The sequence below is a fragment of the Mycobacterium sp. genome (assembly GCF_035506235.1).
Taxonomy (GTDB): domain Bacteria; phylum Actinomycetota; class Actinomycetes; order Mycobacteriales; family Mycobacteriaceae; genus Mycobacterium.
The window spans coordinates 1-23,387 of record NZ_DATJPU010000033.1; the positions used below are offsets into that span (position 1 = coordinate 1).

At 69.3% G+C, this 23,387-nt stretch carries 22 protein-coding genes; 5 read left to right on the forward strand and 17 right to left on the reverse strand.

Annotated features, from left to right (window positions below):
- Positions 1-597, forward strand: a 597-nt coding sequence (locus VMD50_RS03920) for an HNH endonuclease signature motif containing protein (RefSeq protein ID WP_325425059.1), incomplete at its 5' end; no start/stop codon positions are given.
- Positions 598-858: 261 nt separating this feature from the next.
- Here the strand turns inward: VMD50_RS03920 and VMD50_RS03925 are convergent.
- The 7 genes from VMD50_RS03925 to VMD50_RS03955 all read right to left on the reverse strand — a co-directional run bounded on the left by VMD50_RS03925 (position 859) and on the right by VMD50_RS03955 (position 11,150).
- Positions 859-3,294 (reverse strand): [protein-PII] uridylyltransferase, encoded by a 2,436-nt coding sequence (locus tag VMD50_RS03925; protein WP_325425061.1) that lies wholly within the window; start codon positions 3,292-3,294, stop codon positions 859-861.
- A 45-nt stretch (positions 3,295-3,339) separates the two neighbouring features.
- Complete coding sequence (gene glnB / locus VMD50_RS03930) at positions 3,340-3,678, reverse strand: nitrogen regulatory protein P-II (RefSeq protein ID WP_066909426.1); 339 nt, start codon at positions 3,676-3,678, stop codon at positions 3,340-3,342.
- Entirely contained in the window at positions 3,675-5,063 is a 1,389-nt protein-coding gene (locus VMD50_RS03935) for an ammonium transporter (RefSeq protein WP_325425095.1), read from the reverse strand. The genes glnB and VMD50_RS03935 overlap by 4 nt, the downstream gene beginning before the upstream one ends.
- A 187-nt stretch (positions 5,064-5,250) precedes the next feature.
- Entirely contained in the window at positions 5,251-6,642 is a 1,392-nt protein-coding gene (gene ftsY / locus VMD50_RS03940; RefSeq protein ID WP_325425065.1) for a signal recognition particle-docking protein FtsY, read from the reverse strand.
- A gap of 42 nt (positions 6,643-6,684) precedes the next feature.
- Positions 6,685-10,284 (reverse strand): chromosome segregation protein SMC, encoded by a 3,600-nt coding sequence (smc, locus tag VMD50_RS03945; protein ID WP_325425067.1) that lies wholly within the window; start codon positions 10,282-10,284, stop codon positions 6,685-6,687.
- Between the two features lie 172 nt (positions 10,285-10,456).
- Positions 10,457-10,750 carry an acylphosphatase gene (locus VMD50_RS03950; protein ID WP_325425069.1) on the reverse strand — a complete coding sequence of 98 codons (294 nt, stop codon included), beginning with the start codon at positions 10,748-10,750 and terminating at the stop codon, positions 10,457-10,459.
- Positions 10,737-11,150 carry an OsmC family protein gene (locus VMD50_RS03955; RefSeq protein ID WP_325425071.1) on the reverse strand — a complete coding sequence of 138 codons (414 nt, stop codon included), beginning with the start codon at positions 11,148-11,150 and terminating at the stop codon, positions 10,737-10,739. Before VMD50_RS03955 ends, VMD50_RS03950 begins: the two co-directional genes overlap by 14 nt.
- Positions 11,151-11,202: 52 nt before the next feature.
- Here VMD50_RS03955 and VMD50_RS03960 point away from each other — a divergent pair, with 52 nt between their 5' ends.
- Entirely contained in the window at positions 11,203-11,979 is a 777-nt protein-coding gene (locus tag VMD50_RS03960; protein WP_325425097.1) for a PIG-L deacetylase family protein, read from the forward strand.
- Between the two features lie 21 nt (positions 11,980-12,000).
- Here the strand turns inward: VMD50_RS03960 and mutM are convergent, their stop codons facing one another.
- From mutM to sepIVA, 4 genes are all read right to left on the reverse strand, one after another.
- Positions 12,001-12,861 carry a DNA-formamidopyrimidine glycosylase gene (mutM, locus tag VMD50_RS03965; RefSeq protein WP_325425073.1) on the reverse strand — a complete coding sequence of 287 codons (861 nt, stop codon included), beginning with the start codon at positions 12,859-12,861 and terminating at the stop codon, positions 12,001-12,003.
- A 4-nt stretch (positions 12,862-12,865) separates the two neighbouring features.
- A complete protein-coding gene (gene rnc / locus VMD50_RS03970; protein ID WP_325425075.1) occupies positions 12,866-13,579 on the reverse strand; it encodes a ribonuclease III in 714 nt (237 codons plus the stop codon).
- Complete coding sequence (locus VMD50_RS03975; protein WP_325425077.1) at positions 13,576-14,163, reverse strand: YceD family protein; 588 nt, start codon at positions 14,161-14,163, stop codon at positions 13,576-13,578. The genes rnc and VMD50_RS03975 overlap by 4 nt, the downstream gene beginning before the upstream one ends.
- A gap of 110 nt (positions 14,164-14,273) precedes the next feature.
- Positions 14,274-15,011: a cell division protein SepIVA gene (gene sepIVA / locus VMD50_RS03980; protein ID WP_325425078.1), complete on the reverse strand. Its 738-nt coding sequence runs from the start codon at positions 15,009-15,011 to the stop codon at positions 14,274-14,276.
- A gap of 339 nt (positions 15,012-15,350) precedes the next feature.
- Here sepIVA and VMD50_RS03985 point away from each other — a divergent pair, with 339 nt between their 5' ends.
- Complete coding sequence (locus VMD50_RS03985; RefSeq protein WP_325425079.1) at positions 15,351-16,523, forward strand: permease; 1,173 nt, start codon at positions 15,351-15,353, stop codon at positions 16,521-16,523.
- A 171-nt stretch (positions 16,524-16,694) separates the two neighbouring features.
- Positions 16,695-17,621 (forward strand): formyltetrahydrofolate deformylase, encoded by a 927-nt coding sequence (gene purU, locus VMD50_RS03990; RefSeq protein ID WP_325425081.1) that lies wholly within the window; start codon positions 16,695-16,697, stop codon positions 17,619-17,621.
- 8 nt (positions 17,622-17,629) lie between these two features.
- On the opposite strand, the gene coaD is transcribed toward purU, so the two are convergent.
- From coaD to VMD50_RS04015, 5 genes are all read right to left on the reverse strand, one after another.
- Positions 17,630-18,112 (reverse strand): pantetheine-phosphate adenylyltransferase, encoded by a 483-nt coding sequence (coaD, locus tag VMD50_RS03995; RefSeq protein WP_325425083.1) that lies wholly within the window; start codon positions 18,110-18,112, stop codon positions 17,630-17,632.
- Between the two features lie 23 nt (positions 18,113-18,135).
- Positions 18,136-18,690, reverse strand: coding sequence for a 16S rRNA (guanine(966)-N(2))-methyltransferase RsmD (gene rsmD / locus VMD50_RS04000; protein ID WP_325425085.1), 555 nt, complete (start codon positions 18,688-18,690; stop codon positions 18,136-18,138).
- Between the two features lie 10 nt (positions 18,691-18,700).
- Positions 18,701-19,345 carry a vitamin K epoxide reductase family protein gene (locus VMD50_RS04005; RefSeq protein ID WP_325425087.1) on the reverse strand — a complete coding sequence of 215 codons (645 nt, stop codon included), beginning with the start codon at positions 19,343-19,345 and terminating at the stop codon, positions 18,701-18,703.
- Positions 19,345-20,106: a DsbA family protein gene (locus tag VMD50_RS04010; RefSeq protein WP_325425089.1), complete on the reverse strand. Its 762-nt coding sequence runs from the start codon at positions 20,104-20,106 to the stop codon at positions 19,345-19,347. Before VMD50_RS04010 ends, VMD50_RS04005 begins: the two co-directional genes overlap by 1 nt.
- 81 nt (positions 20,107-20,187) lie before the next feature.
- A complete protein-coding gene (locus VMD50_RS04015) occupies positions 20,188-21,309 on the reverse strand; it encodes an alpha/beta hydrolase (RefSeq protein ID WP_325425091.1) in 1,122 nt (373 codons plus the stop codon).
- 393 nt (positions 21,310-21,702) lie between these two features.
- On the opposite strand from VMD50_RS04015, the gene VMD50_RS04020 reads away from it, so the two are divergent.
- Positions 21,703-22,548, forward strand: a complete 846-nt coding sequence (locus VMD50_RS04020; protein ID WP_325425099.1) for an aldo/keto reductase — start codon at positions 21,703-21,705, stop codon at positions 22,546-22,548.
- An 11-nt stretch (positions 22,549-22,559) separates the two neighbouring features.
- Here VMD50_RS04020 and VMD50_RS04025 read toward each other — a convergent pair whose 3' ends face one another.
- The gene (locus tag VMD50_RS04025) at positions 22,560-23,270 is read right to left on the reverse strand and encodes an HNH endonuclease family protein (RefSeq protein WP_325425093.1); all 711 of its coding nucleotides are present in this window, start codon (positions 23,268-23,270) and stop codon (positions 22,560-22,562) included.
- Between the last annotated feature and the right edge of the window lie 117 nt (positions 23,271-23,387).

A 23,387-nucleotide genomic window follows, 5' to 3' on the forward strand; every position in this document is an offset into this window, starting at 1 on the left:
CTGGTCGAGACCGGCTGGGACACCGAGGCCACCCGGCGCCCCCACGGCCAGCACACCACCGTGGTGGTCCACCTCGATGTGGCCCAGCGCGCCGCCGCGCTGCACCGGGGTCCGCTGCTCTCCGAGGCCGAACGCCAATACCTGACCTGCGATGCCACCTGCGAAGTCTGGTTCGAACGCGCCGGACAGCTCATCGGCGCCGGGCGCACAACCCGCGGAATCAACCGGCGGCTGCGCCGCGCCCTTGAGCACCGCCAACCCAGCTGCGCAGTCCCTGGCTGCGGGGCCACCCGCGGCCTGCACGCCCACCACATCTCGCACTGGGAAGACGGCGGTGCCACCGAATTGGCCAACCTGGTCCTGGTCTGCCCCTACCACCACCGGGCACACCACCAGGGCCTGATCACCATCACCGGAACCGCCACCGCTCTGACCGTCACCGACAGCGCCGGGCGAGTCCTCAGCCCGGCATCACTGGCGCGTCCACCCACCCAACCCCCACCCACGGTGCCGCCGTGCCCCGGACCCACCGGCGAACGCGCCGACTGGTGGTGGTACGAACCCTTCCAACCCCCACCACCACCCACCACCAACTAGATCGGCTACGGGCTCATCGCAGAAGCTCAAATGGACTCGAGCATAGAGAAATTCGATTGAACTACCAGCGGCCCTTTGCGTTAGTAGTGAGCGAAGGCGGTTGCGGCGTTGTCGTGCGGCCATCTGGTCGTGCTCCAACGTGTCGCCGTTACCGGACACGATCTCGGCGATGCTGAACAGCTATTGATCCCGGGTGAAATAGGCACTGGCCCGCACGAATCAACCACGCCCACCACCTCGAAGAACTCCTCGCGGCCGCGCCTACGCCTCTAGGCCTCCCAGCACTGCCAGCAACTGCTTCTCCGCCGCCGCCTGCGCGCCCGGCTCTGGCGGCAGTTCGACGCAGAACACGTCGGCGGCCGTCGACCCGAACGTGTGAACCTTGGCCCATCTGAGGTCGGCCCCCGCGCGCTCCAGCTCCCGGGCCAACAGCGCCAGCAACCCTAATCGATCCATGGCGCGGACCTCGACGAGCGACTTGCCGGACGCGGCGGGGTCGAGCCACTGGATGTGGGGCGGGGCTGTCGACCGCGTGACGGGCACCCCAACCTGTACCTCGCCGGCCCGCGCGCTCGCTGCGTCGACGGCGTCGGTGTCACGCTTCTCCAGCGCGCCGATGACGTCGACGTCGCCGTTGAGCGCGTTGGTGAACTGCTGGCGCAGCAGGCCCGCCTCGGGCGGCGAACCGAACAGCGGCGACACCACGAATTCGGTGATCGCCACGCCCTCGTGAGTGTTGACCGACGCCGAATGGATGCGCAGCGAGTTCAGGGCGAGCACCGCGGCGGCGTTCGATACGAGTCCGCGCTGGTCCGGCGCGATCATCACCACGTTCAAGCGCTCGCCGCTGCCGGCCGTGATCTCGACGTGGACCCCGCGGTCGGCGGCCAGCGAAAGATAGCGCGGCGTGGCCGGATCGGCCTGCGGCAGCGGCTCACCGGCCATCACCATCCGGCAGCGCCGCACCAGGTCCTCGATCAGCGACGCCTTCCAGTCGCTCCACACCCCGGGGCCGGTCGCCTTGGAGTCCGCCTCGGTCAGCGCGTGCAGAACGTCGAGCAACAGCGGATCCCCGCCCAGGGCCGCCGACACTTCCTCGATGGTCTTGGGGTCGTGGAGATCGCTTCGGGTGGCCACCACCGGCAGGAGCAGGTGGTGGCGGACCAGCTTCGACAGGAACTCGGCATCTTTGGGTGCGACCCCGAGCCTGGCGCCCATCTCGACGGCCATCTCGGCCCCGAGCACGCTGTGATCGACTCCCCGGCCCTTGCCGATGTCGTGCAGCAGGGCGCCCAGCGCCAGCAGGTCGGGTCGCGCCACGCGGGTGGCCAGCGGCGCCGCGTTGACGGCGGTCTCGACGACGTGCCGGTCCACCGTCCACTTGTGCGCGACGTCGCGGGGCGGAAGATCGCGGATCGCGGCCCATTCCGGCAACAACCGCTCCCAGAGCCCCGTGCGGTCGAGCGCTTCGACCGTCGTCACCGCGGTGGGCCCGGCCGAGAGCACGACCAGCAAGTCGTCCAGCGCCTCGCTGGGCCAAGGGGTCGGCATCTCGGGTGCGCCGGCGGCCAGGCGGCTCAGCGTGGCGGCGCCGATAGGGACCCCGGTGTCGGCCGAGGCGGCCGCCACCCGCAGCACCAGCCCCGCGTCGGTTTCGGGCGACGCGTCGCGGGCGAGCACGATCTCGCCGGCGTACTCGACCACACCCTCGTCCAGCGGTCGCCGCTTGGGCCGCCGGACCAGTGCCGACACGCCGCGCCGCGGCAACGCGTTTTCGGCGGTCCGCAGGCCCGTTTCGGCGTGGTAGGCGATGGTGCGGCCGGCCCCGGAGAGCTTGCGCGCCAAGTCGAACCGGTCACCGATATGCAACGCGGCGCTGATCTCGTCGGCGTACTGGGCCAGCAGCTGATCGCGCCCGCGCCCGGACACCCGGTGCAGCTCGGTGCGCACGTCGAGCAGCGTCAGGTAGGCGTCGTCGAGCGACCCCCCCGGCGTTTCCGGGCGGGCCATGCCGTGGCGGTCGATGAGCTGGGCCACCCCCAGCGCGTCAAGCAGCTGGACGTCGCGAAGCCCGCCGCGGCCCGATTTCAGGTCCGGCTCGGCTCGCTGCGCGATCCGGCCGCAACGCTCCCAGCGGGCCTGCGTGATGTCGACGAGCTCGTCCATTCGAGAGCGAATCACGCTGCGCCACTGCCTTCTTGCGCCGGCGATCAATTCCTCGGACAGTCGCGCATCGCCGGCGATGTGGCGAGCGTCGAGCATGCCCAGCGCGGCGATCATGTCGGCGTTGGCGACGCCGAGCGCCCCGGAGACGGTCCGCACGCTGTGGTCAAGCCGAACGTTGGCGTCCCACAACGGATACCACAGCTTGTCGGCGACCCGCTGCAGCACATCGGCGGGCTTGTCGTCGTGCAACAACATCAGGTCGAGATCGGAATACGGCAGCAGCTCGTGGCGGCCCAGTCCGCCGATCCCGACGATCGCGAACCCGCTGCCCTCGGTGATCCCGATCTCGTCCGCCTTGGCCGTCAGCCACGACTCGTGCAGATCCAGCCACGCGTGCCGCAGCTCGGCCGCGTGCAGCCCCGATCCCTCCGACAGCAGCCGGCGCCGCGCGGCAGCTAAATCGCTTGCCGCGCAGGCGTTTTCTGCTCCCGGTCCAGATGACCCGGACGGGTCGGGTGGGTCCTGTTTCATACCCTCCCGGCCCGTCCGGCCTGGATCAGCAATGTGCGACTGGGTTCAGAGGGCATCGGTTCCGCGTTCACCTGTGCGCACCCGCACAATGGTTTCCACGGGGCTCACCCAGACCTTGCCGTCACCGATCTTGCCGGTGCGGGCCGCCCGGACGATGCTGTCCACGACCTTGTCGACGATGGAGTCGTCGACGACGACCTCGATCCGCACCTTCGGCACGAAGTCGACCGAGTACTCAGCGCCGCGATAAACCTCGGTGTGGCCCTTCTGCCGGCCATAGCCCTGGATTTCGCTGACCGTCATCCCCAGGACGCCCGCCTCCTCGAGGCTGGTCTTGACGTCATCGAGGGTGAATGGCTTCACGATCGCCGTGACTAGCTTCATGAGTGCTCTGCCTCCACTTTGTCGGCCGCCCGGTCGTCGCGACCGTTGCGGTCATCCACGGGGATCCGCGCCGTCGGAAGAACCGACCCTTGCCCGCCGATCACGCCAAAATCGTATCCGCTCTCAGCGTGCTCGGCCTCATCGATGCCCGAGGATTCGGCCTCGGGGTTGAGGCGCAGCCCGATGGTGTACTTCAGTATCAAGGCCAGGATGAGGGTGACGATGCCGGAGTAGAAGAGAACGGAGAAGGCACCGACCGCCTGCCGCTCCAGCTGCGCCCAGCCGCCGCCGTAGAACAATCCCTTCGACACCCCGGTCACGCCGTTGATCGCCGTGCTCTCCGGCGCGGCGAGCAGCCCGACCAGCAGCGTCCCCGCCAGACCGCCGACCAGGTGCACCCCGACCACGTCGAGCGAGTCATCGAAACCCAGCTTGAACTTCAGACCGACCGCCAGCGCGCACACCACGCCGGCCACGGCACCGACCACCAACGCGCCCAGGACGTTGACCGACGAGCACGACGGCGTGATGGCGACCAGCCCGGCGACGATGCCCGACGCCGCTCCCAGCGTCGTGGGCTTGCCGTCGCGAATGCGCTCGGTCAGCAGCCACGCCAGCATGGCCGTGGCGGTGGCGACGGTGGTGGTCATGAACGTCGATCCCGCCGAGCCGTTGGAGCTCGTCGCCGACCCCGCGTTGAACCCGAACCAGCCGAACCACAGCAACCCGGCACCGAGCATCACGAACGGCAGGTTGTGCGGGCGGAACAGGGTGGTCGGCCAGCCCTTGCGCTTGCCCAGCACGATCGCCAGCATCAGGCCGGCCACACCGGAGTTGATATGGACCGCCGTTCCACCGGCGAAGTCGATGGCGTGCAGTTTGTTGTTGATCCAGCCGCCGTGCTCGGAAGCGAACCCGTCGGCCGCGAAGACCCAGTGCGCGACCGGGAAGTACACCAGCGTCGCCCACAGCCCGGCGAACACCAGCCAGGCCGTGAACTTCAGCCGGTCCGCCACCGCACCCGAGATCAGCGCGACGGTGATGATCGCGAACATCAGCTGGAAGGCGACGAACACCGTGGCGGGCATGGTGCCGGCCAGCGGGATGTCCACCTGGGCGGTGCCCTTCGACGGATCGGCCTTGACGGCGTTGCCGCCGATCAGCTTCGCCAGGCCCCAGTAATCGGTCGGGTTGCCTACGACGCCGCCTTTGCTGTTACCGAATGACATCGAGTAGCCGTAGAGCACCCACAGCACGGTCACCACGCCCATCGCGCTGATGCTCATCATGATCATGTTGAGCACGCTTCGGGTGCGGACCATGCCGCCGTAGAAGAAGGCAAGACCCGGTGTCATCAGCAGCACCAGAGCGGAACTCGCCAACATCCAGGCGGTATCGCCGGTATCGGGTTGGCCCAATTGCGGGAAACTCACTCGCTTTCACCTCCGGTCGACATGAGTACGCCGACAGGCAGGTGCCTGTGGCCTGCGAGAACCATGCGCAATTGTTGTTTCGGCAATGGGGCAGCAGTGTTTCGGCGACATTAACGTCGCGCGTTGCGTGTTAGGGGTTTCAGCCGAGCAGGGCGTCCACGAACGCGGCGGGTTCGAAGGGCGCGAGATCGTCGGGACCCTCGCCGAGCCCGACCAACTTCACCGGCACCCCGAGCTCCTGCTGGACGCGGAAAACGATGCCGCCCTTGGCCGTTCCGTCCAGCTTGGTGAGCACCGCGCCGGTGATGTCGACGACGTCGGCGAACACGCGGGCCTGGGCCAGCCCGTTCTGCCCGATGGTGGCGTCGAGCACCAGCAGCACCTCGTCGACGGCGGCGCGGCGGGTTATCACGCGCTTAACCTTGTCGAGCTCGTCCATCAGCCCGACCTTGGTGTGCAGCCGGCCCGCGGTGTCGATGACCACGACGTCGGCGCCGGAGGCGATGCCCTTGTCGACGGCGTCGAACGCCACCGACGCCGGGTCGGCGCCTTCGGGCCCGCGCACCACTTCCGCGCCGACCCGGGCGGCCCAGGTCTGCAGCTGATCGGCCGCGGCGGCCCGGAAGGTGTCAGCCGCGCCCAGCACGACGCGCCGCCCGTCGGCCACGAGCACCCGCGCCAACTTGCCGACGGTGGTGGTCTTCCCGGTGCCGTTCACGCCGACGACCAGCAGCACCGACGGATGGTCGGCGTGCGGCAGCGCGCGGATCGATCGGTCCATGTCGGGTTGCAGCTGGTTGATCAGGACGTCGCGCAGCACGGCCTTGGCGTCGGCCTCGGTGCGCACGTTGCCGCTGGCCAGCCGGCTGCGCAGCTGCGTGATCACCGACTCGGTGACCACCGGGCCCAGGTCGGAGATCAGCAGGGTGTCCTCGACGTCCTGCCAGGATTCTTCGTCGAGGTCGCCGCCGCCGATCAGGCCCAGCACGCTGCGCCCGAGCGCGTTCTGCGACCGGGCGAGCCGGCCGCGGAGTCGCTCCAGCCGGCCCTCGGGCGGGGCGATCGCCTCGATCTCGGCGGCCACGGGGGACTCGGGCGGGGCTTCGGGGGCCGGCGGGGTTGCGGGCGGGGCTTCGGGGGCGGGCGGGGCTTCGGGGGCCGGCGGGGTTGCGGGCGGGGCCTCGGGGGCCGGCGGGGTTATGGGCGGGGCCTCGGGGGCCGGCGGGGCCCCGGGTGCAAGGGTTTCGGGTTCCGGCAGTTCGACCTCGGAGATGGTGCGCCGAGCGGCGTCGCGCGGAAGTGTCGCGTCGTCGCCTACGGCGGGCAGTCCGCTGGTGTCGATCGTCGGTGGGGATTGGGTGAAGATGATGCCCGACGACGCGGTGTAGCCGCCGGAGCGGTCGAGCGCGCCGGGCTCGGGCCGGGCCAGGCGGATCCGTCGGCGCCGGTACCGCACCAGGCCCGCGACCAGCGCGGCGATGATGATCAGAGCTGCGACGACCGCGACGGCGATCCAAAGACCTTGTGACACGCTGACATTCTTTCAAGCGGCCCGACGCGGTCGGGACCGGCCCTAGGAGGAACTGGAGACCAGCTGCCCCACCTGCTGGCCGCGCATCCGCTGGGAGATCACCGCGGTGATCCCGTCGCCCTGCATGGTCACGCCGTACAGCGCGTCGGCGACCTCCATCGTCGGCTTCTGGTGGGTGATGATGATGATCTGCGACTTGGCCCGCAGCAGTTCGAACAGGCCGATCAGACGCCTCAGGTTCGTGTCGTCGAGCGCGGCCTCGACCTCGTCCATGATGTAGAAGGGCGACGGGCGGGCCCGGAAGATCGCCACCAGCATCGCCACGGCCGTCAGCGCCTTCTCGCCGCCGGACAGCAGGGACAGCCGGGTGATCTTCTTGCCGGGCGGGCGCGCCTCCACCTCGATGCCTGTGGTGAGCATGTCGTTGGGGTCGGTCAGCCGCAGCCGGCCCTCGCCGCCGGGGAACAGCACGGTGAAGACTTCGCGGAATTCGCGTTCGACGTCGGTGAATGCGTCGCTGAACACCTGCAGGATGCGGGCATCGACGTCGGCGATGACGTCGAGCAGGTCCTTGCGGGCGGCCTTGACGTCCTCGAGCTGGGTGGACAGGAAGTTGTAGCGCTCCTCCAGCGCGGCGAACTCCTCCAGCGCCAACGGGTTCACCCGGCCCAGCTCGGCCAGCTCGCGCTCGGCCCGCTTGGCCCGGCGCTCCTGGGTGGCCCGGTCATAGGGGATCGGGGCGGGCGCGAACACCTGCTCGCCGCGCTCCCGGGCCTGCTCGTACTCGGCCATTTCGAGCTCGGTCGGGGGCAGCGCAACGTCCGGACCGTACTCGGCGATCAGGTCGGTGGGCGCCATCCCGAACTGCTCGAGCACCATCTGCTCGAGCTGCTCGATGCGCATCGCCGCCTGGGCGTTGGCCACCTCGTCGCGATGCAGCGAATCGGTGAGCTGGGCCACCCGCGCGCCCAGCGCGTGCACCTCGTCGCGCACGGTGGCCATCGCCGAAGAGCGCTCCTGGCGCTCGGCGACCAGCGCGTCGCGGATGCCCGATGCCGCGGCGACCACCCGGTCCAGCCGCGCCGCCAGCAGCCGCCCGGCGTCGGCCACCGCCGCGGCCACGGCGGCCGCGCGCAGCCGCGCCGCGCGCGCCTGCTGGGCCCGCAGCCGCGCCTCGCGCTCCGCCGCGGCCGCCCGGCGCAGCGAATCCGCGCGCCCGCGCACCGCGTTGGCGCGCTCCTCCGCGGTCCGCACCGCCAGCCGGGCCTCGACCTCCAAGCCGCGGGCGCTTTCGGCGGCGGCGGCGATCTGGTGGCGGTCCACCGGTTCGGCGGTGTGCACATGCTGGGTCTCCTGTGCGTTGCGTAGCCGCGTCTCCAGCTCGGTGACCTCTTCGATGGTCTGCGCGCGCCCCGCCTCGAGGTCCTCGCGCTGGCGCAGCAACCCGCTCCACTCTTCCTCGGCGCCGCGGGCCTCCTGCCCCAGCCGGCCCAGCTGCTCGTACATCGCCGAGATCGCGGTGTCGGACTCGTTGAGCGCGGCCAGCGCCTGCTCGGCGGAATCCTGGCGGGCGGTCTGCTCGGTAAGCGCGCCGGACAGCGCCGCGGTCAGCTGGGCCACCTGCGCTTCGGCGGCGGCCAGCTCGGCGCCGGCCTTGTCGATCTCCGACGTGAGCTCCAGCGTGGACAGCTTGCGGTCGGAGCCCCCGCTCACCCAGCCGGCGCCCACCAGGTCGCCGTCGAGCGTGACCGCGCGCAGCTGAGGGCGGGCCGCGACCAGGTCCAGCGCGTCGCCGAGGTCGTTGACCACCGCGACGCCCGACAGCATGGCGATCATCGCCCCGCGCAGTCGCGGCGGCGCCTCGACCAGGTCGAGCGCCCACAGGGCGCCGTCGGGCAGCGCGGCGGCGGGCGCCGGTTGCTCGGCCGGCCAGTCGCCCAGCACGAGGGCCGCGCGGCCGCCGTCGGCCTGCTTGAGGGCGGCGACCGCCGAACGGGCCGCGCCGAAGCTTTCGGCGGCCAGCGCGTCGGCCGCCGAACCGAGCACCGCGGCCAGCGCCGCCTCGTATCCGGACCGGACCTTCACCAGGTTGGCAATCGGTCCGAAAAGCCCTGTGCCGGCGTGGTTTTGCGCGAGCCACGCCGCGCCGTCCTTGCGCTCCAACCCCACCGAGAGCGCGTCGATGCGGGCACGCAGCGAGGCCACTTCCCGCTCGGCGCCCCGCTCGGCCGCCTGCAGTTCGGCGACGCGTTCGTCGGCCAGCCGCAGCGCGGCCACGGTCCGTTCGTGGTGCTCGTCGAGGCCCACCTCGCCCTGATCCAGTTCGCCGACGCGGGCCTGCACGGTCTCGAACTCGGCCCGGGTCTGCTGGGCGCGGGCGGCGGCCTGTTCGATGCGCTCGGACAGCCGCGCGACGCTGTCGTCGGTCGATTCGACGCGCGCCCGCATCGTCTCCACCTGGCCGGCCAGCCGCGCCAGGCCCTCACGCCGGTCCGCCTCCGCCCGCACCGCCGCCAGGTGGGCCCGGTCGGCCTCGGCGGCCTCGCGCTCGCGCTCGGCCAACTCGGCGCGCGCCGCGTCCTGGCGGGTGCGCGCGGTCGCCAGCTCGGCCAGCAGCCGCTGCTCGGTCACGTCGACCTGCCGGGCCTCGGCCTCCAGCGCGTCCGGGTCGGTGTCACCGGTCGCCACCGGCTCGACGTCGAGGTGCTGGGCGCGTTCGCTCGCGATGCGCACCGTGGCGGCCACCCGTTCCGCCAGGGCGGACAGCCCGAACCAGGTGTGCTGGACCGATTCGGCCCGGACCGAGAGCTCGGCGAGCGCGGTCTCGTGGGCGGTCAGTTCCTCCGACGCCATCGCGAGGCGGGAGGCGGCCTCGTCGTGCTCGCGGCGCATGAGGGCCTCGGCCTCGAAGATCGCGTCGCGCTCCACCTGCCGGCTGACCAGGTCGTCGGCGGCCAGCCGCAGCTTCGCGTCGCGCAGGTCGGCCTGGATGGTCTGGGCGCGACGGGCCACCTCGGCCTGGCGGCCCAACGGTTTGAGCTGCCGGCGCAGTTCGGTGGTCAGGTCGGACAGGCGGGCCAGGTTCGCCTGCATCGCGTCGAGTTTGCGCAGGGCCTTCTCCTTGCGCTTGCGGTGCTTGAGCACGCCCGCGGCCTCTTCGATGAACGCGCGGCGATCCTCGGGGCGCGACTGCAGGATCTCGTCGAGCTTGCCCTGCCCGACGATGACATGCATCTCGCGGCCGATCCCAGAGTCGCTCAGCAGCTCCTGGACGTCCATCAGGCGGCAACCGGTGCCGTTTATTTCGTACTCGCTGGCGCCGTCGCGGAACATCCGCCGCGTGATCGACACCTCGGAGTATTCGATGGGCAGCGCGTTGTCGGAGTTGTCGATGGTGACGGTGACCTCGGCGCGGCCCAGCGGCGCGCGCGACGAGGTGCCGGCGAAGATTACGTCTTCCATCTTCCCGCCGCGCAGGGTCTTCGCCCCCTGCTCCCCCATCACCCAGGCCAGGGCGTCGACGACGTTGGACTTGCCCGAGCCGTTGGGCCCGACGACCGCTGTGATGCCCGGCTCGAAGCGCAGAGTCGTCGGCGAAGCGAAGGACTTGAAGCCCTTCAGCGTCAGACTCTTGAGGTACACGGCGTGCCAGACTACCGCTCTAACCGCCCGGACCCGCCGCACCAAGGGGTGTCGGCTGGGCCCCAAATCCGCCTCTCGACGCACTGGCCACAGAGGTCACATCCGTCACTGGCGGAGAAGCGATGCTTGCTTCTCAAACGTGGTGGCGCCGGTGCCAATGCGACTCCTGTGACTAGCGCTCGACGAATCCGTCGAACTGCCCATGCGGGGGCGACCAGTCGGCGACGACCTTCTCCACGCGACCCGGCCTGGACGGCCACGCAGCGTCACCTTCCAGCAGTTGCAGCAATTCCTCGCCGGCCGCGCGCGGGCCCTGAGCCACCACCAAGACGCGGCCATCGGCCTGGTTGGCGGCGTACCCGGTGAGGCCTAGCTCGAGCGCGCGGCACCGCGTCCACCAGCGGAAGCCCACCCCCTGGACGCTTCCGTGCACCCAGGCGGTCAGCCGGGCGTCAGGCTCGGGCATCGGCGATCTCGAAGTTGACTGTCGTACCGGACTTCAGCGTGCGCCCTACGGTGCAGACCAGATCGACGGCCCGGTTGGCGACCACCAGCAGGCGCTCCCTCTCCTCGCCGGACAACCCGGACAGGTCCAGCTCGAGCGTCTCCTCGAGCAGCGGGTAGCGCTCCTGCCCGCGGTCGGCGGCGCCGGACACCCTGACCACCGCCTTGTAGTCGTCGCCCAGCCGGCGGGCCAGCGGCTCGTCGGTAGACATGCCGCTGCACGCGGCCAGCGCGATCTTGAGCAACTCGCCCGGGGTGAACACGCCCTCAACGTCCTCCGAACCGACGAGCACCTGCGCGCCGCGCGAGCTGTATCCGGTGTAGCGGCGCGTTCCGGTGCGTTCGACCCACAGTTGCGTCATGGCTTCTTTCTACCGGGCCGGCTTTCGCGGCCCGGCGGGCATACTGCGTTCCATGGCCACCGTCGTCGCATTCCATGCCCACCCGGACGATGAGGTGATCCTCACCGGGGGCACGCTCGCACGGGCGGCGGCGGCCGGGCATCGCGTCGTGCTCGTCACCGCGACCGACGGGCGCGTGCACAACGACGACGGCGATTTCCGGTTGAACGAATTGCGTTCGAGCGCAAGTGTTCTCGGAGTACACCGAGTCGAGTGCCTCGGCTACGCCGACAGCGGCTACGGCCCCGACTTCTACCCCGATCCACCCGGACGCGTCAGGTTCGGGCGAGCCGACGTCGACGAGGCGGCGGGACGGCTCGCGGCGATACTTCACGATGAAGGCGCGGATCTGCTGCTCAGCTATGAACGCAACGGCGGCTACGGCCACCGCGATCACGTGCAGGTGCATCACGTCGGGAAGCGGGCCGCCGAGCTCGCGGCGACGCCGCGCGTACTCGAGGCGACGATGCCACGCGAATTGCTCGTGCGGATCGGCAATCTCGCCCGTCTGCTACGGCTGCCGGCGCCCTACGAGCCGGAAGTCGCCCGCACTTCCTACGCGCCAAAAGCGGCCATCACCCACCGGATCAACGTCTTTCGTTTTGCGCGGCACAAGCGCGACGCGTTCGCCGCCCACCGCTCCCAAATCGGCACTTCCGGCGCGGGCGCACGCGCGCTGGGTCTGCTCCTTGCCCTGCCACCCCAGGCGTTCGGCCTGCTGTTCCCCCACGAATGGTTCGTCGATCCGGCCTCACCTGCGGGGACTGCCCGCCGCGACATCTTCGACTGACGCGCCAGCCCACAGGCACACTCACCGCCGCGGGCGCGGCTGGCAGCGCGGGCAGTAGAACGACGAGCGGTTCATGAACTTCTCCCGGCGCATCACCGCGCCGCAGCGCCGGCAGGCTTCGCCTTCGCGGCCGTAGGCGTCCAGGGACCGGTCGAAGTACCCGGACTCGCCGTTGACGTTGACGTACAGCGAGTCGAACGAGGTCCCGCCCTTCGCCAGCGCATCGCGCATGACGTCGGCGGCGGCGGCCAGGACGGCGGTCAACTGGCGCCGACTCAACGTGTCGGCGATCCGCGCGCCGTGCACCTTGGCCCGCCACAGCGCCTCGTCGGCGTAGATGTTGCCGATGCCCGAGACCACGGTCTGATCCAGGAGCTGCCGCTTGATCTCGGAATGCTTGCGCCGCAACACGTTTACCACCGCGTCGGCATCGAACTCGGGGTCCAGCGGGTCACGCGCCAGGTGGGCGACCGGCGCGGGCACCACGCTGCCGTCCACGGTCACCAGGTCGGCCAGCATCCAGCCGCCGAAGGTCCGCTGGTCGGCGAAGCTCAGCACGGTGCCGTCGTCGAGCAGCGCGGAGATGCGGACGTGGTCGGCGCGCGGCACTTCCCCCAGCAGCATCTGCCCGCTCATGCCGAGGTGCACGACCAGCGCCGTATCCGGGTCGCCCGGACCGTCAAGCAGCAGCCACAGGTACTTGCCGCGCCGATCGGTTCCGGTGATCCGCGCCTCGAGCAGCCGGGCGGTGAGGTCGGCGGGTCCCGCCTCGTGACGGCGCACGGCGCGCGGATGATGCACCCGGACCGCCGTGATCGTCTTGCCCACCACGCGGGCCTGCAAGCCGCGGCGCACCACCTCGACTTCGGGCAGTTCGGGCATCGAGCTACGCCGAAGTTTTCCCCGCGGTGTCCAGCGTCTCCAGCGCTTTCCAGGTTGCCGCCGCGGCCTTTTGCTCGGCTTCCTTCTTGGAGCGGCCGACCCCCGAGCCGTATTCGGTTTCCATCACGACGACCACCGCCGTGAATTCCTTGTCGTGGTCGGGCCCGGTGGAGCTCACCATGTAGGACGGTGCGCCCATCCCACGCGCCGCCGTCAGCTCCTGCAAGCTGGTCTTCCAGTCCAGCCCGGCGCCCAGCGTGGGCGCGGCGTCCAGCAGCGCTCCGAACAGCCGCAGGATCACCGCCCGCGCGGTGTCGATTCCGTGCTGTAGGTAGATGGCGCCCAGGAGCGACTCCATGCCGTCGGCCAGGATGCTCGACTTGTCGGCCCCGCCGGTGTTGGCCTCGCCGCGGCCCAGCAGCAGGTGGACGCCCAGGCCCTCGTCGGACAGGTTCCGCGCGACGTCGGCCAGCGCCTGGGTGTTGACCACGCTGGCCCGCAGCTTGGCCAGGTCGCCCTCCGAGCGGTCCGGATGGCGATGGTAGAGCTCGTCGGTGATGGTCAGGCCCAGGACGGCGTCCCCGAGAAACTCCAGGCGCTCGTTGGTCGGCAATCCGCCGTGTTCGTAGGCGTAGCTGCGGTGCGTCAACGCCAGCGACAGCAGGTCGTCGGGCAGGTCGGCCCCGAGCGCGTCCAACAGGGCTTGGCGCGACGTCACCGCTCGTCCCGCTCGGTCTGCGGCTGCGGTGGCAACAAGTCGGCCAACTTGGCCCAGCGCGGGTCGATGCGGTCGTGGTGATGGCCGGGCTCGGTGGCCAGGGCGACGCCGCACTCGGGGCACAATCCCGGGCAGTCCGGGCTGCACACCGGCGAAAACGGTAGCTCGAGCCCGACGGCGTCGATGATGGGCTGCTCAAGGTCGATGGTGGCGTCGACGATGTGACCGACCTCGTCCTGCTCGGTGGTCGCCTCGGTCGTGCTGTCCGGATAGGCGAACAGCTCGGTCAACTCGACCTGCACGCGCCCGTTGACCGGGGTCAGGCAGCGGGCGCATTCGCCGACGGTGGGCGCGGCGACCGTTCCGGTCACCAACACGCCCTCGGACACCGACTGGACCTGCAAGTCCAGCTCCAGCGGGGCGCCCTCCTCGATGGCGATCATCGGCAGCCCGATGCGCGACGGGCTGGCCACGGTGTTGCGCAGGGTGACCATCGCTCCCGGGCGCCGGCCGAGCCGGGCGATGTCGACCCTCATCGGCGAGGGGGAATGGCGCTGCGCCGTGCTGCTGTGCTGCCGCGTCATAGAAGAAATCCTACGGCGCCGGGCGCTTAAGGAAAGGGCGCCGACGCGGCGCGGCTGGGTCGGAGGGCGGCGACCCGCTTCGCCCGGCTCCGCCGCCCTCGCGATCGCCGCTAACGCGTCGCGTAGTCGTGGGTGCCGGCGGCCGTCCGCAGCTGGTGGCGGCCGCGGCCCACGGACCGCAGGGTGCCGTTGAGGAATTCCTCGAACTCGGCGAGCTTGTTGTCGACGTAGATGTCGCACTCGCCGCGCAGCCGGTCGGCCTCGGCATGCGCCGTGTCGATCAGGCGCGTGGCCTCGGCGTTGGCCGACTGCACCACCTCGTTCTGCGATACCAGGCGCTGCTGCTCCTTGATGCCCTCTTGCACGGCCTTCTCGTAGGAGATGTTGCCGTTCTCGATCAGCCGGTCGGCTTCGGCCTGGGCGCGCGAGACGCTGGCCTCATACTCGCGTTTTGCGGCCGTCGCGATGCGGATCGACTCCTCGCGGGCCTCGCCGACCATCCGCTCGCTGTGCTGGCGCGCCTCGCTCACCATCCGGTCGGCCTGCGCTTTTGCGTCCGACAGCAGCCGGTCGGCCTCCGCGCGGGCGTGGTTGAGCATCGACTCGGACTCCGTGGTCGCCGAGGAGACCATGGACTCGGCGTGCGACTTGGCGTCCTGCAGCATCGAGTCCCGGGCGTCGAGCACGTCCTGGGCGTCGTCCAGCTCGCCGGGGATCGCATCCTTGATGTCGTCGATCAGTTCCAGCACGTCACCGCGGGGCACGACACAGCCGGCCGTCATCGGCACACCGCGCGCCTCCTCCACGATGGCGCCCAATTCGTCCAGCGCCTCAAAAACTCGGTACACGGCCATACCCTCCTGGCGTCGTTGTTGTTACCAGTGTGCCTGTTGTTACGTCTGTGACAGCGGTGGCGGGGCCGGTGTGTCGAACATTTGCCCGCTGAACCCGCCCTTTGGTGGACCTTCGCGAGTGGAATTCATCGATTTGCCCGTTCACGCCGTGCCGCGGGGCCAACCGCCGCGCGGGGTTTCTCCGTCCATATTCTGTTGCCCGGTCCCCGCACCCGATTGTGCCGCCATTCTAGGGGCCGCGTCGAAAACGGCCCGGACACCCTTGACCAGATACCCCGTGGGGGTATAGCTTGGCTGGCGGACGCGGCCCGAGCAATCGAAGGGGAGGACTCAATGGGAGCGCTGGCGGCGGTCGGTCATGCCTTGGGGCTCGCGGGGTCGATGACGTGGGAGATCCTGTGGGCGCTGATCCTCGGCTTCGCGCTGTCGGCAGTGGTGCAGGCCGTGGTGCGTCGCTCGACGATCGTGTCCTTGTTGGGCGACGATCGGCCGCGCACGCTGGCGGTGGCGGCCGGGCTGGGCGCGGCGTCGTCGTCGTGCTCGTACGCCGCGGTGGCGCTGGCGCGCTCCCTGTTCCGCAAGGGCGCCAACTTCACCGCGGCGATGGCGTTCGAGATCGGCTCCACCAACCTCGTGGTGGAGTTGGGCATCATCCTGGCCCTGCTGATGGGCTGGCAGTTCACGGCCGCGGAATTCGTCGGCGGTCCGCTGATGATCGTGGTGCTGGCCGTGCTGTTCCGGCTGTTCGTGCGGTCCCGGCTCGTCGACGCCGCCCGCGAGCAGGCCGAGAGGGGAATCGCCGGCTCGATGGAAGGCCATGCCGCGATGGACATGTCGATCCAAGGAGGGGGCTCGTTCTGGCGGCGGCTGTTGTCCCCGCAGGGCTTCACCTCGGTCTCCCATGTGTTCGTCATGGAGTGGTTGGCCATCCTGCGCGACCTCGTCGTGGGCCTGTTGATCGCGGGCGCGATAGCGGCGTGGGTGCCCGAAAAGTTCTGGCACGTCTTCTTTTTGGCCGATCACCCGGGGTGGTCGGCGGCGTGGGGGCCGATCGTGGGACCGATCGTTGCGATCGTGTCGTTCGTCTGCTCGATCGGCAATGTGCCGCTGGCCGCGGTGCTGTGGAACGGCGGCATCAGCTTCGGTGGGGTCATCGCGTTCATCTACGCCGACCTGCTGATCCTGCCGATCCTGAACATCTACCGCAAGTACTACGGAACCAGAATGATGCTGACGCTGCTCGGCACCTTCTACGCCGCGATGGTCGCCGCCGGCTACCTCGTCGAATTGCTGTTCGGCGCAACGGGTCTGGTGCCCCAGCAGCGCAATGCCACGGTCATGGAAGCGTCGATTTCATGGAACTACACCACGTGGCTCAATATCGCCTTTTTGGTCGTGGCGGCGATACTGATCGCCCGGTTTGTCACCTCGGGAGGATTGCCGATGGTGCGCATGATGGGCGGCTCGCCCGCACCGACCGACGGCCCTCACGAGCACAGCCACTGAGGCGACCGACGGCCGTCACGGCTAACCGTTCGTCGTCAGAAGCCGATGCGGGGCAGGACTGCACGGGAGGGGGCGACTTGAAACGTCAGGCGCGTGATGCGCGGTATCCTGGCCTGCGGAAATCTGAATCTCACGGCCCTTCTATCGAAACCCAGCGGCGAGGAAGCCAAGATGGCGCAATCCGGGATGCCAACGCCGGCGGGGGGTGATAACTATCCGCCACCTCCGTGCGGTCCACCGCCGCCGGCCGACATCGGCCGACTGCTGCTGCGCTGCCACGACCGGCCCGGGCTGATCGCCGCGGTCAGCAACTTTCTGGCTCAGGCCGGCGCCAACATCATTTCGCTGGAGCAGCACTCCACAGCGCCAGAGGACGGAACATTCCTGCAGCGCGCGATTTTTCACTTGCCCGGCCTGACCGCCGCCAAGGATCAACTGGAGCACCAGTTCGCCGGCACCGTCGCGGAAAAATTCAACATCGACTACCGGTTCACCGAAGCCTCGAAGGCCAAGCGGGTCGCAATCATGGCGTCCAAAGAGGACCACTGCCTGTTAGACCTGTTGTGGCGAAATCGTCGCGGCGAACTTCAGATGTCAGTCGCCATGGTTATTGCCAACCACCCGGACCTGGCCGACCATGTGCGCCCCTTCGGTGTGCCCTTCATCCACATCCCCGCCACCCGCGAGACCCGGGCCGAGGCCGAACAGCGTCAGCTTCAGTTGCTCAGTGGGAACGTCGATTTGGTGGTGCTGGCGCGCTACATGCAGATACTGAGCCCGGAGTTCCTCGATGCGGTCGGCTGCCCACTCATCAACATCCATCACTCGTTCCTTCCGGCCTTTACCGGCGCAGCACCGTACAGGCGCGCACGCGAACGTGGTGTCAAGCTGGTCGGCGCCACCGCCCACTACGTCACCGAGATGCTCGACGAGGGGCCGATCATCGAACAAGACGTCGTGCGCGTCGACCACACCCACACGGTCGACGACCTGATGCGCATCGGCGCCGACGTCGAACGCGCGGTGCTGTCGCGCGCCGTGCTCTGGCATTGCGAGGACAGGGTCATCGTTCACGACAACCAGACCGTCGTTTTCTGACCGGCGCGTCAGGGCCGGGCGGACAGCTTCTCCCGCAGCCGGCGGTTCACCGGATCGGGCAATAGTTCCGACACGTCACCGCCCAGCAGCGCGACCTCCTTGGCCAGCGACGACGACACGAACGAATACCGCGGCGCGGTGGCCACGAAAAAGGTATCGACACCCGCGATGTGCTTGTTCATCTGCGCCATCTGCAGTTCGTATTCGAAGTCGGTGCCGGTGCGCAGACCCTTCACGACGGCGGTCATCCCCTGAGACCTGACGAAGTCGACCACCAGACCCTGGCCGACCCCCACCCGCACGTTGGGCAAATGCGTCGTCGACTCCTCGATCATCGCGATCCGCTCGTCCAGGTCGAACATGCCCTTCTTGGCGGGGTTGGTCAGGATCGCCACGACCACCTCGTCGAACTGGGCCGAGGCGCGCTCGAAGACGTCGATGTGGCCCAACGTCACCGGGTCAAACGACCCCGGGCAAACCGCGCCGCTCATAGCGACTGACGGTACACGCCCGGCTACAGCCGTTCGGCCAGCTCCAAACGGGTGTCGCCGTAAACGCGCCCGGGCCACACGGACCAGCCCGCCGGCCAGGTCAGCGTCGCGCGCGCGGCCGGACGCTCCACGGCCGCAACGGTTCCCCCGCGCACCCAGCCGTGCGCGGTCAGGGCGGCCAGCACGGCGCCCAGCTCCGCGGCGTCGATGTCGTAGGGCGGGTCGGCCAATACAAGGTCCACCGCGGCCGCGGTCCCGGCCGCCAGCACGCTCGCCACCGCGCCCCGGCGCAGGGTCGCGCCGCGCAGTCCCAGGGCCTCGATGTTGCGCGCGATGACGGCGGCGGTGCGCTGGTCGGACTCCACGAACAGCGCGGAGGCGGCCCCGCGCGACAGGGCCTCCAGCCCCAGCGCGCCGGACCCGGCGTACAGGTCGAGCACCGCCAGTCCGGTCAGGTCGCGCCGCGCGGCCACGATGTTGAAGAGCGATTCGCGCACCCGGTCGGTGGTGGGCCGGGTGCCGCGCGGCGGGACGGCGATGCGCCGGCCCCCGGCGACGCCGCCGATGATCCGGGTCACGCGCCGACGTTCACAACAGCGTCGACCAGTAGTCCCAGAACCGCGCCATGATCAGCAGAAACACCGCGGTGAACCACAGCGCGGCGATCGACCATCGCCATTGGTAGAGCACCCACGCCGGGCCGGAGCGGTGTTCCAGCGCCGGACGAAACGCGATCGACGCGACCACCACCAGCAGCGAGATGGTGACGGCCCACACCACCATGCAGTACGGGCACAACGCCCCGATGCGGTACAGGCTCTGGAAGATCAGCCAGTGCACGAACGCCGAACCTACCAGCACGCCGGCCGTCAGCCCAGCCCAATACCATTGCGGCAGAGCAACTTTGGTTACCGCCAAGACACCGGTGACGACCACCACGGTGAAGCCGATCAGCCCGAGCAACGGGTTGGGGAAGCCCAGCACCGACGCCTGCGGTGTGACCATCACCGAGCCGCACGACAGGATCGGATTGATGTTGCACGACGGCACGTACGCCGGGTTGAGCAGGATGTCGATCTTCTCCACGGTCAGCGTCATCGAGGCAACCAGGCCGATCACGCCCGCGATCAGCACCCACCACGCGCTGGGCGCGGGCACGCGCGCCCGGTCAGGCGAGTCCGGTGTCAGGCCGCCGGCATCCTCGGCGGGTTGCGCTGACACCGGGGTCGTCATCACGCCGCGGGAGAGACGGCGGTGTCGATGCCCGGCACCTCGCCCACGATCGACTTGATCTTGCTGACCAGCGCGTCGGGCGTCGACGGCTCGTAATCCTGGCCGTTGATCTTGATGGTCGGCGTCGCGGTGATGTGCGCGGCCGCGGCCTCCCCGGCGACCCTGGAAAGGTATTTGCCGCTGTTGATGCAGTCGGGGACCTTGCCCGCGGCGCCGTCCACGCGGGCGATTTCGATCAACCGCGCGTTGTCGGGGAAGCTGGTGCCGCGCTCGTCGGGCTGGATGTCGGCGCTGAAGAGCGCGCTGTGGAAACGGCGGAACGCGTCGATGGATTCGTCGGCGACGCACATGGCCGCCGCGCCGGCCCGCGAGGAATAGTTCTGGTTCTTCTGACTGTCGAGAATGGCCACCATGGAGTAATCGGCCGCGATCGCGCCGATGTCGATGAGCTTGGAAACCGTCGGCCCGAAAGTGCGCTCGAAATTACCGCAGGCCGGGCACAGGAAATCCTCGTAGAACGTCACCACGGCCTTGGGGTTGCCGGTGCCGGGCTGGGTGACCAGCTTGCTCGAGGCCACCCGCACGTTGTCGCCCTCTCCCGTGGCGCCGCCCTTCTTGTGATGCGACGTCACAATGTAGAAGACGAGCGCGACCGCGAAGATCACGATGAAGGCGGTACCGCCGATCTGGACGAGTCGGCCGGATTTGCCGGTGGCGGACTTTACATCGAATCGCGGGGGGCGCTTGGGTTTGTCGGCCACAGGTTCGCTGGTCCTTCGGTGCTGGCCCGTCCGGCGGTCGGACGGAGGCGCCTCTAGAGTACCGGCGTTCCGCCCGACGGCTCAGGCGCGGCTCAGGTGGGCGCGCAGGGCCGAAACCAGCTCACTGGTCCCCACGGCGCTCTCGCCGCCCAGCTGAAACAGGTTCGCGAAGCCATGGGTCAGCGAGCCCATGTAACGCAGGTCCACCGGGGTGCCGGCGGCCTGCAGCGCCGCCGCATAGGCCTGGCCCTCGTCGCGCAACGGGTCGAAGCCCCCGACCGCGATCAACGCCGGCGCCAGCCCCGCCAGCGACTCGGCGAGCAGCGGCGAGGCCCGGTGATCGGTCGGGTCGAACGCCTTCAGGTACTGAGCGGTGAACCAGTCCATGTCCCGCCTGGTCAACAGGAAGCCGCGGGCAAAAAGGCTCATGGACCGGGTCTGCGCGGTGAAGTCGGTCCTCGGGTAGATCAGCCACTGCAGCACGGGCGTAGCGCCCCCGCTTTGGGCACTGTTGCGGGCCAGCTGGGCGACCACGGCGGCCAGGTTGCCGCCGGCACTGTCGCCGCCGACCGCGACCCGCCCGGGTGTCGCGCCGAGTTCACCGGCGTGCTCGTATGCCCACTTGAAGGCCGCGTAGGCATCGTCGACGGCGGCTGGGGCCGGGTGCTCGGGGGCGAGCCGGTAGGCGATCGACAACACATGGATGCCGGCGTCCCGGCATGTCAGCCGGCACAGCGCGTCGTGGGTGTCCAGATCGCCGATCACCCAGCCGCCGCCGTGGTAGAAGACCAGTACGGGCGCTTCGGCGCCGCCGGGCGGGCGGTAGTGCCGCGCGCGGATCTCGCCGGCCGGTCCGGGCAGCGACAGGTCCTCGACGTCGACATGAATCTGCGGCCCGGGTAAGCCCGCGAGCGTTTCGCGCATCTGGGCGCGGGAAGCGGCCGGTTCGTCGTCGACGACGAGGCCATCGATGCCGACGGCGTGCAGGCCCGCCAGCATCAGCTGAAGGGTGGGATCGAGCGTGTTGCCGTCGATGATGACCGAGCGACCGTGGAGCAGCACCCGCTTGGCGGCGGTGGGGATCCACGGAATGACCTTGACACCCGCGGTGGTGAGGGCGCCCCGCACGCGACTCAACCAGCGCATCGGTGCGCGTTTCGCTGCGACGTCGAGGTCCGGCGCGCCCGGCAGACTTCTGGTCATGGTTGCTCCTGCTCCCCCTGAAATTTCATGGTGACGCTGAACGACGGAAATGGGATACCCGTCGTCGGGCTCCGAGATTCTTCCAGGTCCCGCCGGCGCGATTGCCGATTCCGACGTGCCGCGCGACCAACTCTACGTCGTCACCACATTGCCGCATTCTGACCACGGTGGGAGCCACCGGGCCCGCAGGGCGGGCCCGCCAGGTATTGATTAGGTGCATATCCAGCTGGGTAATATCGTGTTCCCCAAGTCGGTGAACCCACACGGATTGCGAGCAACTTCGACGTGTTCGATCTCGAACTCAGCACCGAAATGCGTCGACCTCTCGCTCGATGAGGGAACCTGACCCGGTCCGGATCTACGAACCTTCAATTTACAGGTAGGTGAATGACATTGACTGGCCTGTCGGGCACCGCCATACCCTCGATAGCTCTCAACGACGAAAACACCATGCCGGTGCTCGGCCTGGGCGTCGCCGAATTATCGGAGGACGAAACCGAGGGCGCCGTCGCGGCCGCGCTGGAAATCGGGTGCCGGCTCATCGACACCGCCGCCACCTACGGCAACGAAGCCGCCGTCGGCCGCGCCATCGCGGCGTCCGGCATCCCGCGCGCCGAGCTGTTCGTCACCACCAAGCTGGCCACCGCCGACCAGGGGTTCAACGGGGCCCAGCATGCCTGCGCCGCCAGCCTGGAACGACTCGGCCTCGAGTACGTCGACCTGTACCTCATTCACTGGCCAGCCCCGTCGGTGGGCAAATACGTGGACTCGTTCGGCGGGCTGATCCAGTGCCGCGGCAACGGCCAGGCCCGCTCGATCGGGGTGTCCAACTTCACCGAGGATCACCTCTCGACGGTGATCGACCTGACCTTCGTCACCCCGGCGGTCAACCAGATCGAGCTGCACCCGTTGCTCAACCAGGACGAGTTGCGCAAGGCGAATGCGCAGCACAACGTGGTGACGCAGTCCTATACACCGCTGGGTCTCGGCAAGCTGGTGGACAATCCGACGGTGACCTCGATCGCCGGCGAATACGGCAAGACGCCCGCACAGGTCTTGCTCCGGTGGAACGTGCAACTGGGCAACTCGGTGATTTTCCGCTCGAGCAAACCCGAGCGCATCACCAGCGATGTGGACATCTTCGATTTCGAATTGGCCGGCGAGCACATGGACGCGATCAACGGCCTCAACGACGGCACTCGGCTGCGCCCGGACCCGAACACGTACGACGGTCCGTAAGCCGTTGTGTCCTACCCCGTCGGGCAGGTGGCCGCGGCCTGCCGCAGCACGCCCGCGGAGGCCTGGTCCACCGGCAGCTGGTAGCCGCGCAGCACGGTGACGAACTGCATGGCGTATTGGCACGCGAACGCGGTGTTCGGCGGCATCCACTGGGCCGGCGGCGAGTCTCCCTTGTCCTGATTGGCCTGGCCTTCGACGGCCAGCAGGTTGGCCGGGTCATTGGCGAACCGCAGCCGCTCGGGGAGCGGCCAGTTGTAGGCCCCCATGTCCCAGGCGTAGGCCAGCGGCACGATGTGGTCGATCTGCACCGCCTCGCCGACCTTGGCGCCGCGCTGAAACTGAATGATGGTGTTGGTGTAGGGGTCGTGCAGGGTGCCGGTGGCCACCGCGTCCGGGCAGCGCTTGATCGACACATACGTCTTGTCGACGAGATCGCGGTTGAGGATGTCGTCGCGGGTGTCACACCCGTTGTGCCCGAGCGGGGCGTCGTTGTCGTCGTCCCAGGCCTCGCCGAACGCGGGCCGCCGGTAGTCGTAGCGGTGGGCGCGCTCCGGCAGCACCGCGACACCGGCGAGCACGTCCGCGCCGGGTTGCACCGTGGGCACGTCGGCGCGGGCGGCGACTTCGGCGCGCTTGGCCGCCTCCGATCCCAGCGTCTGATAGGCGACCAGCACCGCGAGCACCGCGATCGCCGACAGCCACAGCAACAGCTTCCGGTTCATGATTTGTCGATGTAGTCGATCCGGTCGGTGTCGGTGAATCGCCTTGCCAGCACGGCCAATCCGGGGTTCGACGGGTCACGCTCGTACTCCCGGACGCAGAACTCGCGGGCGGCTTCG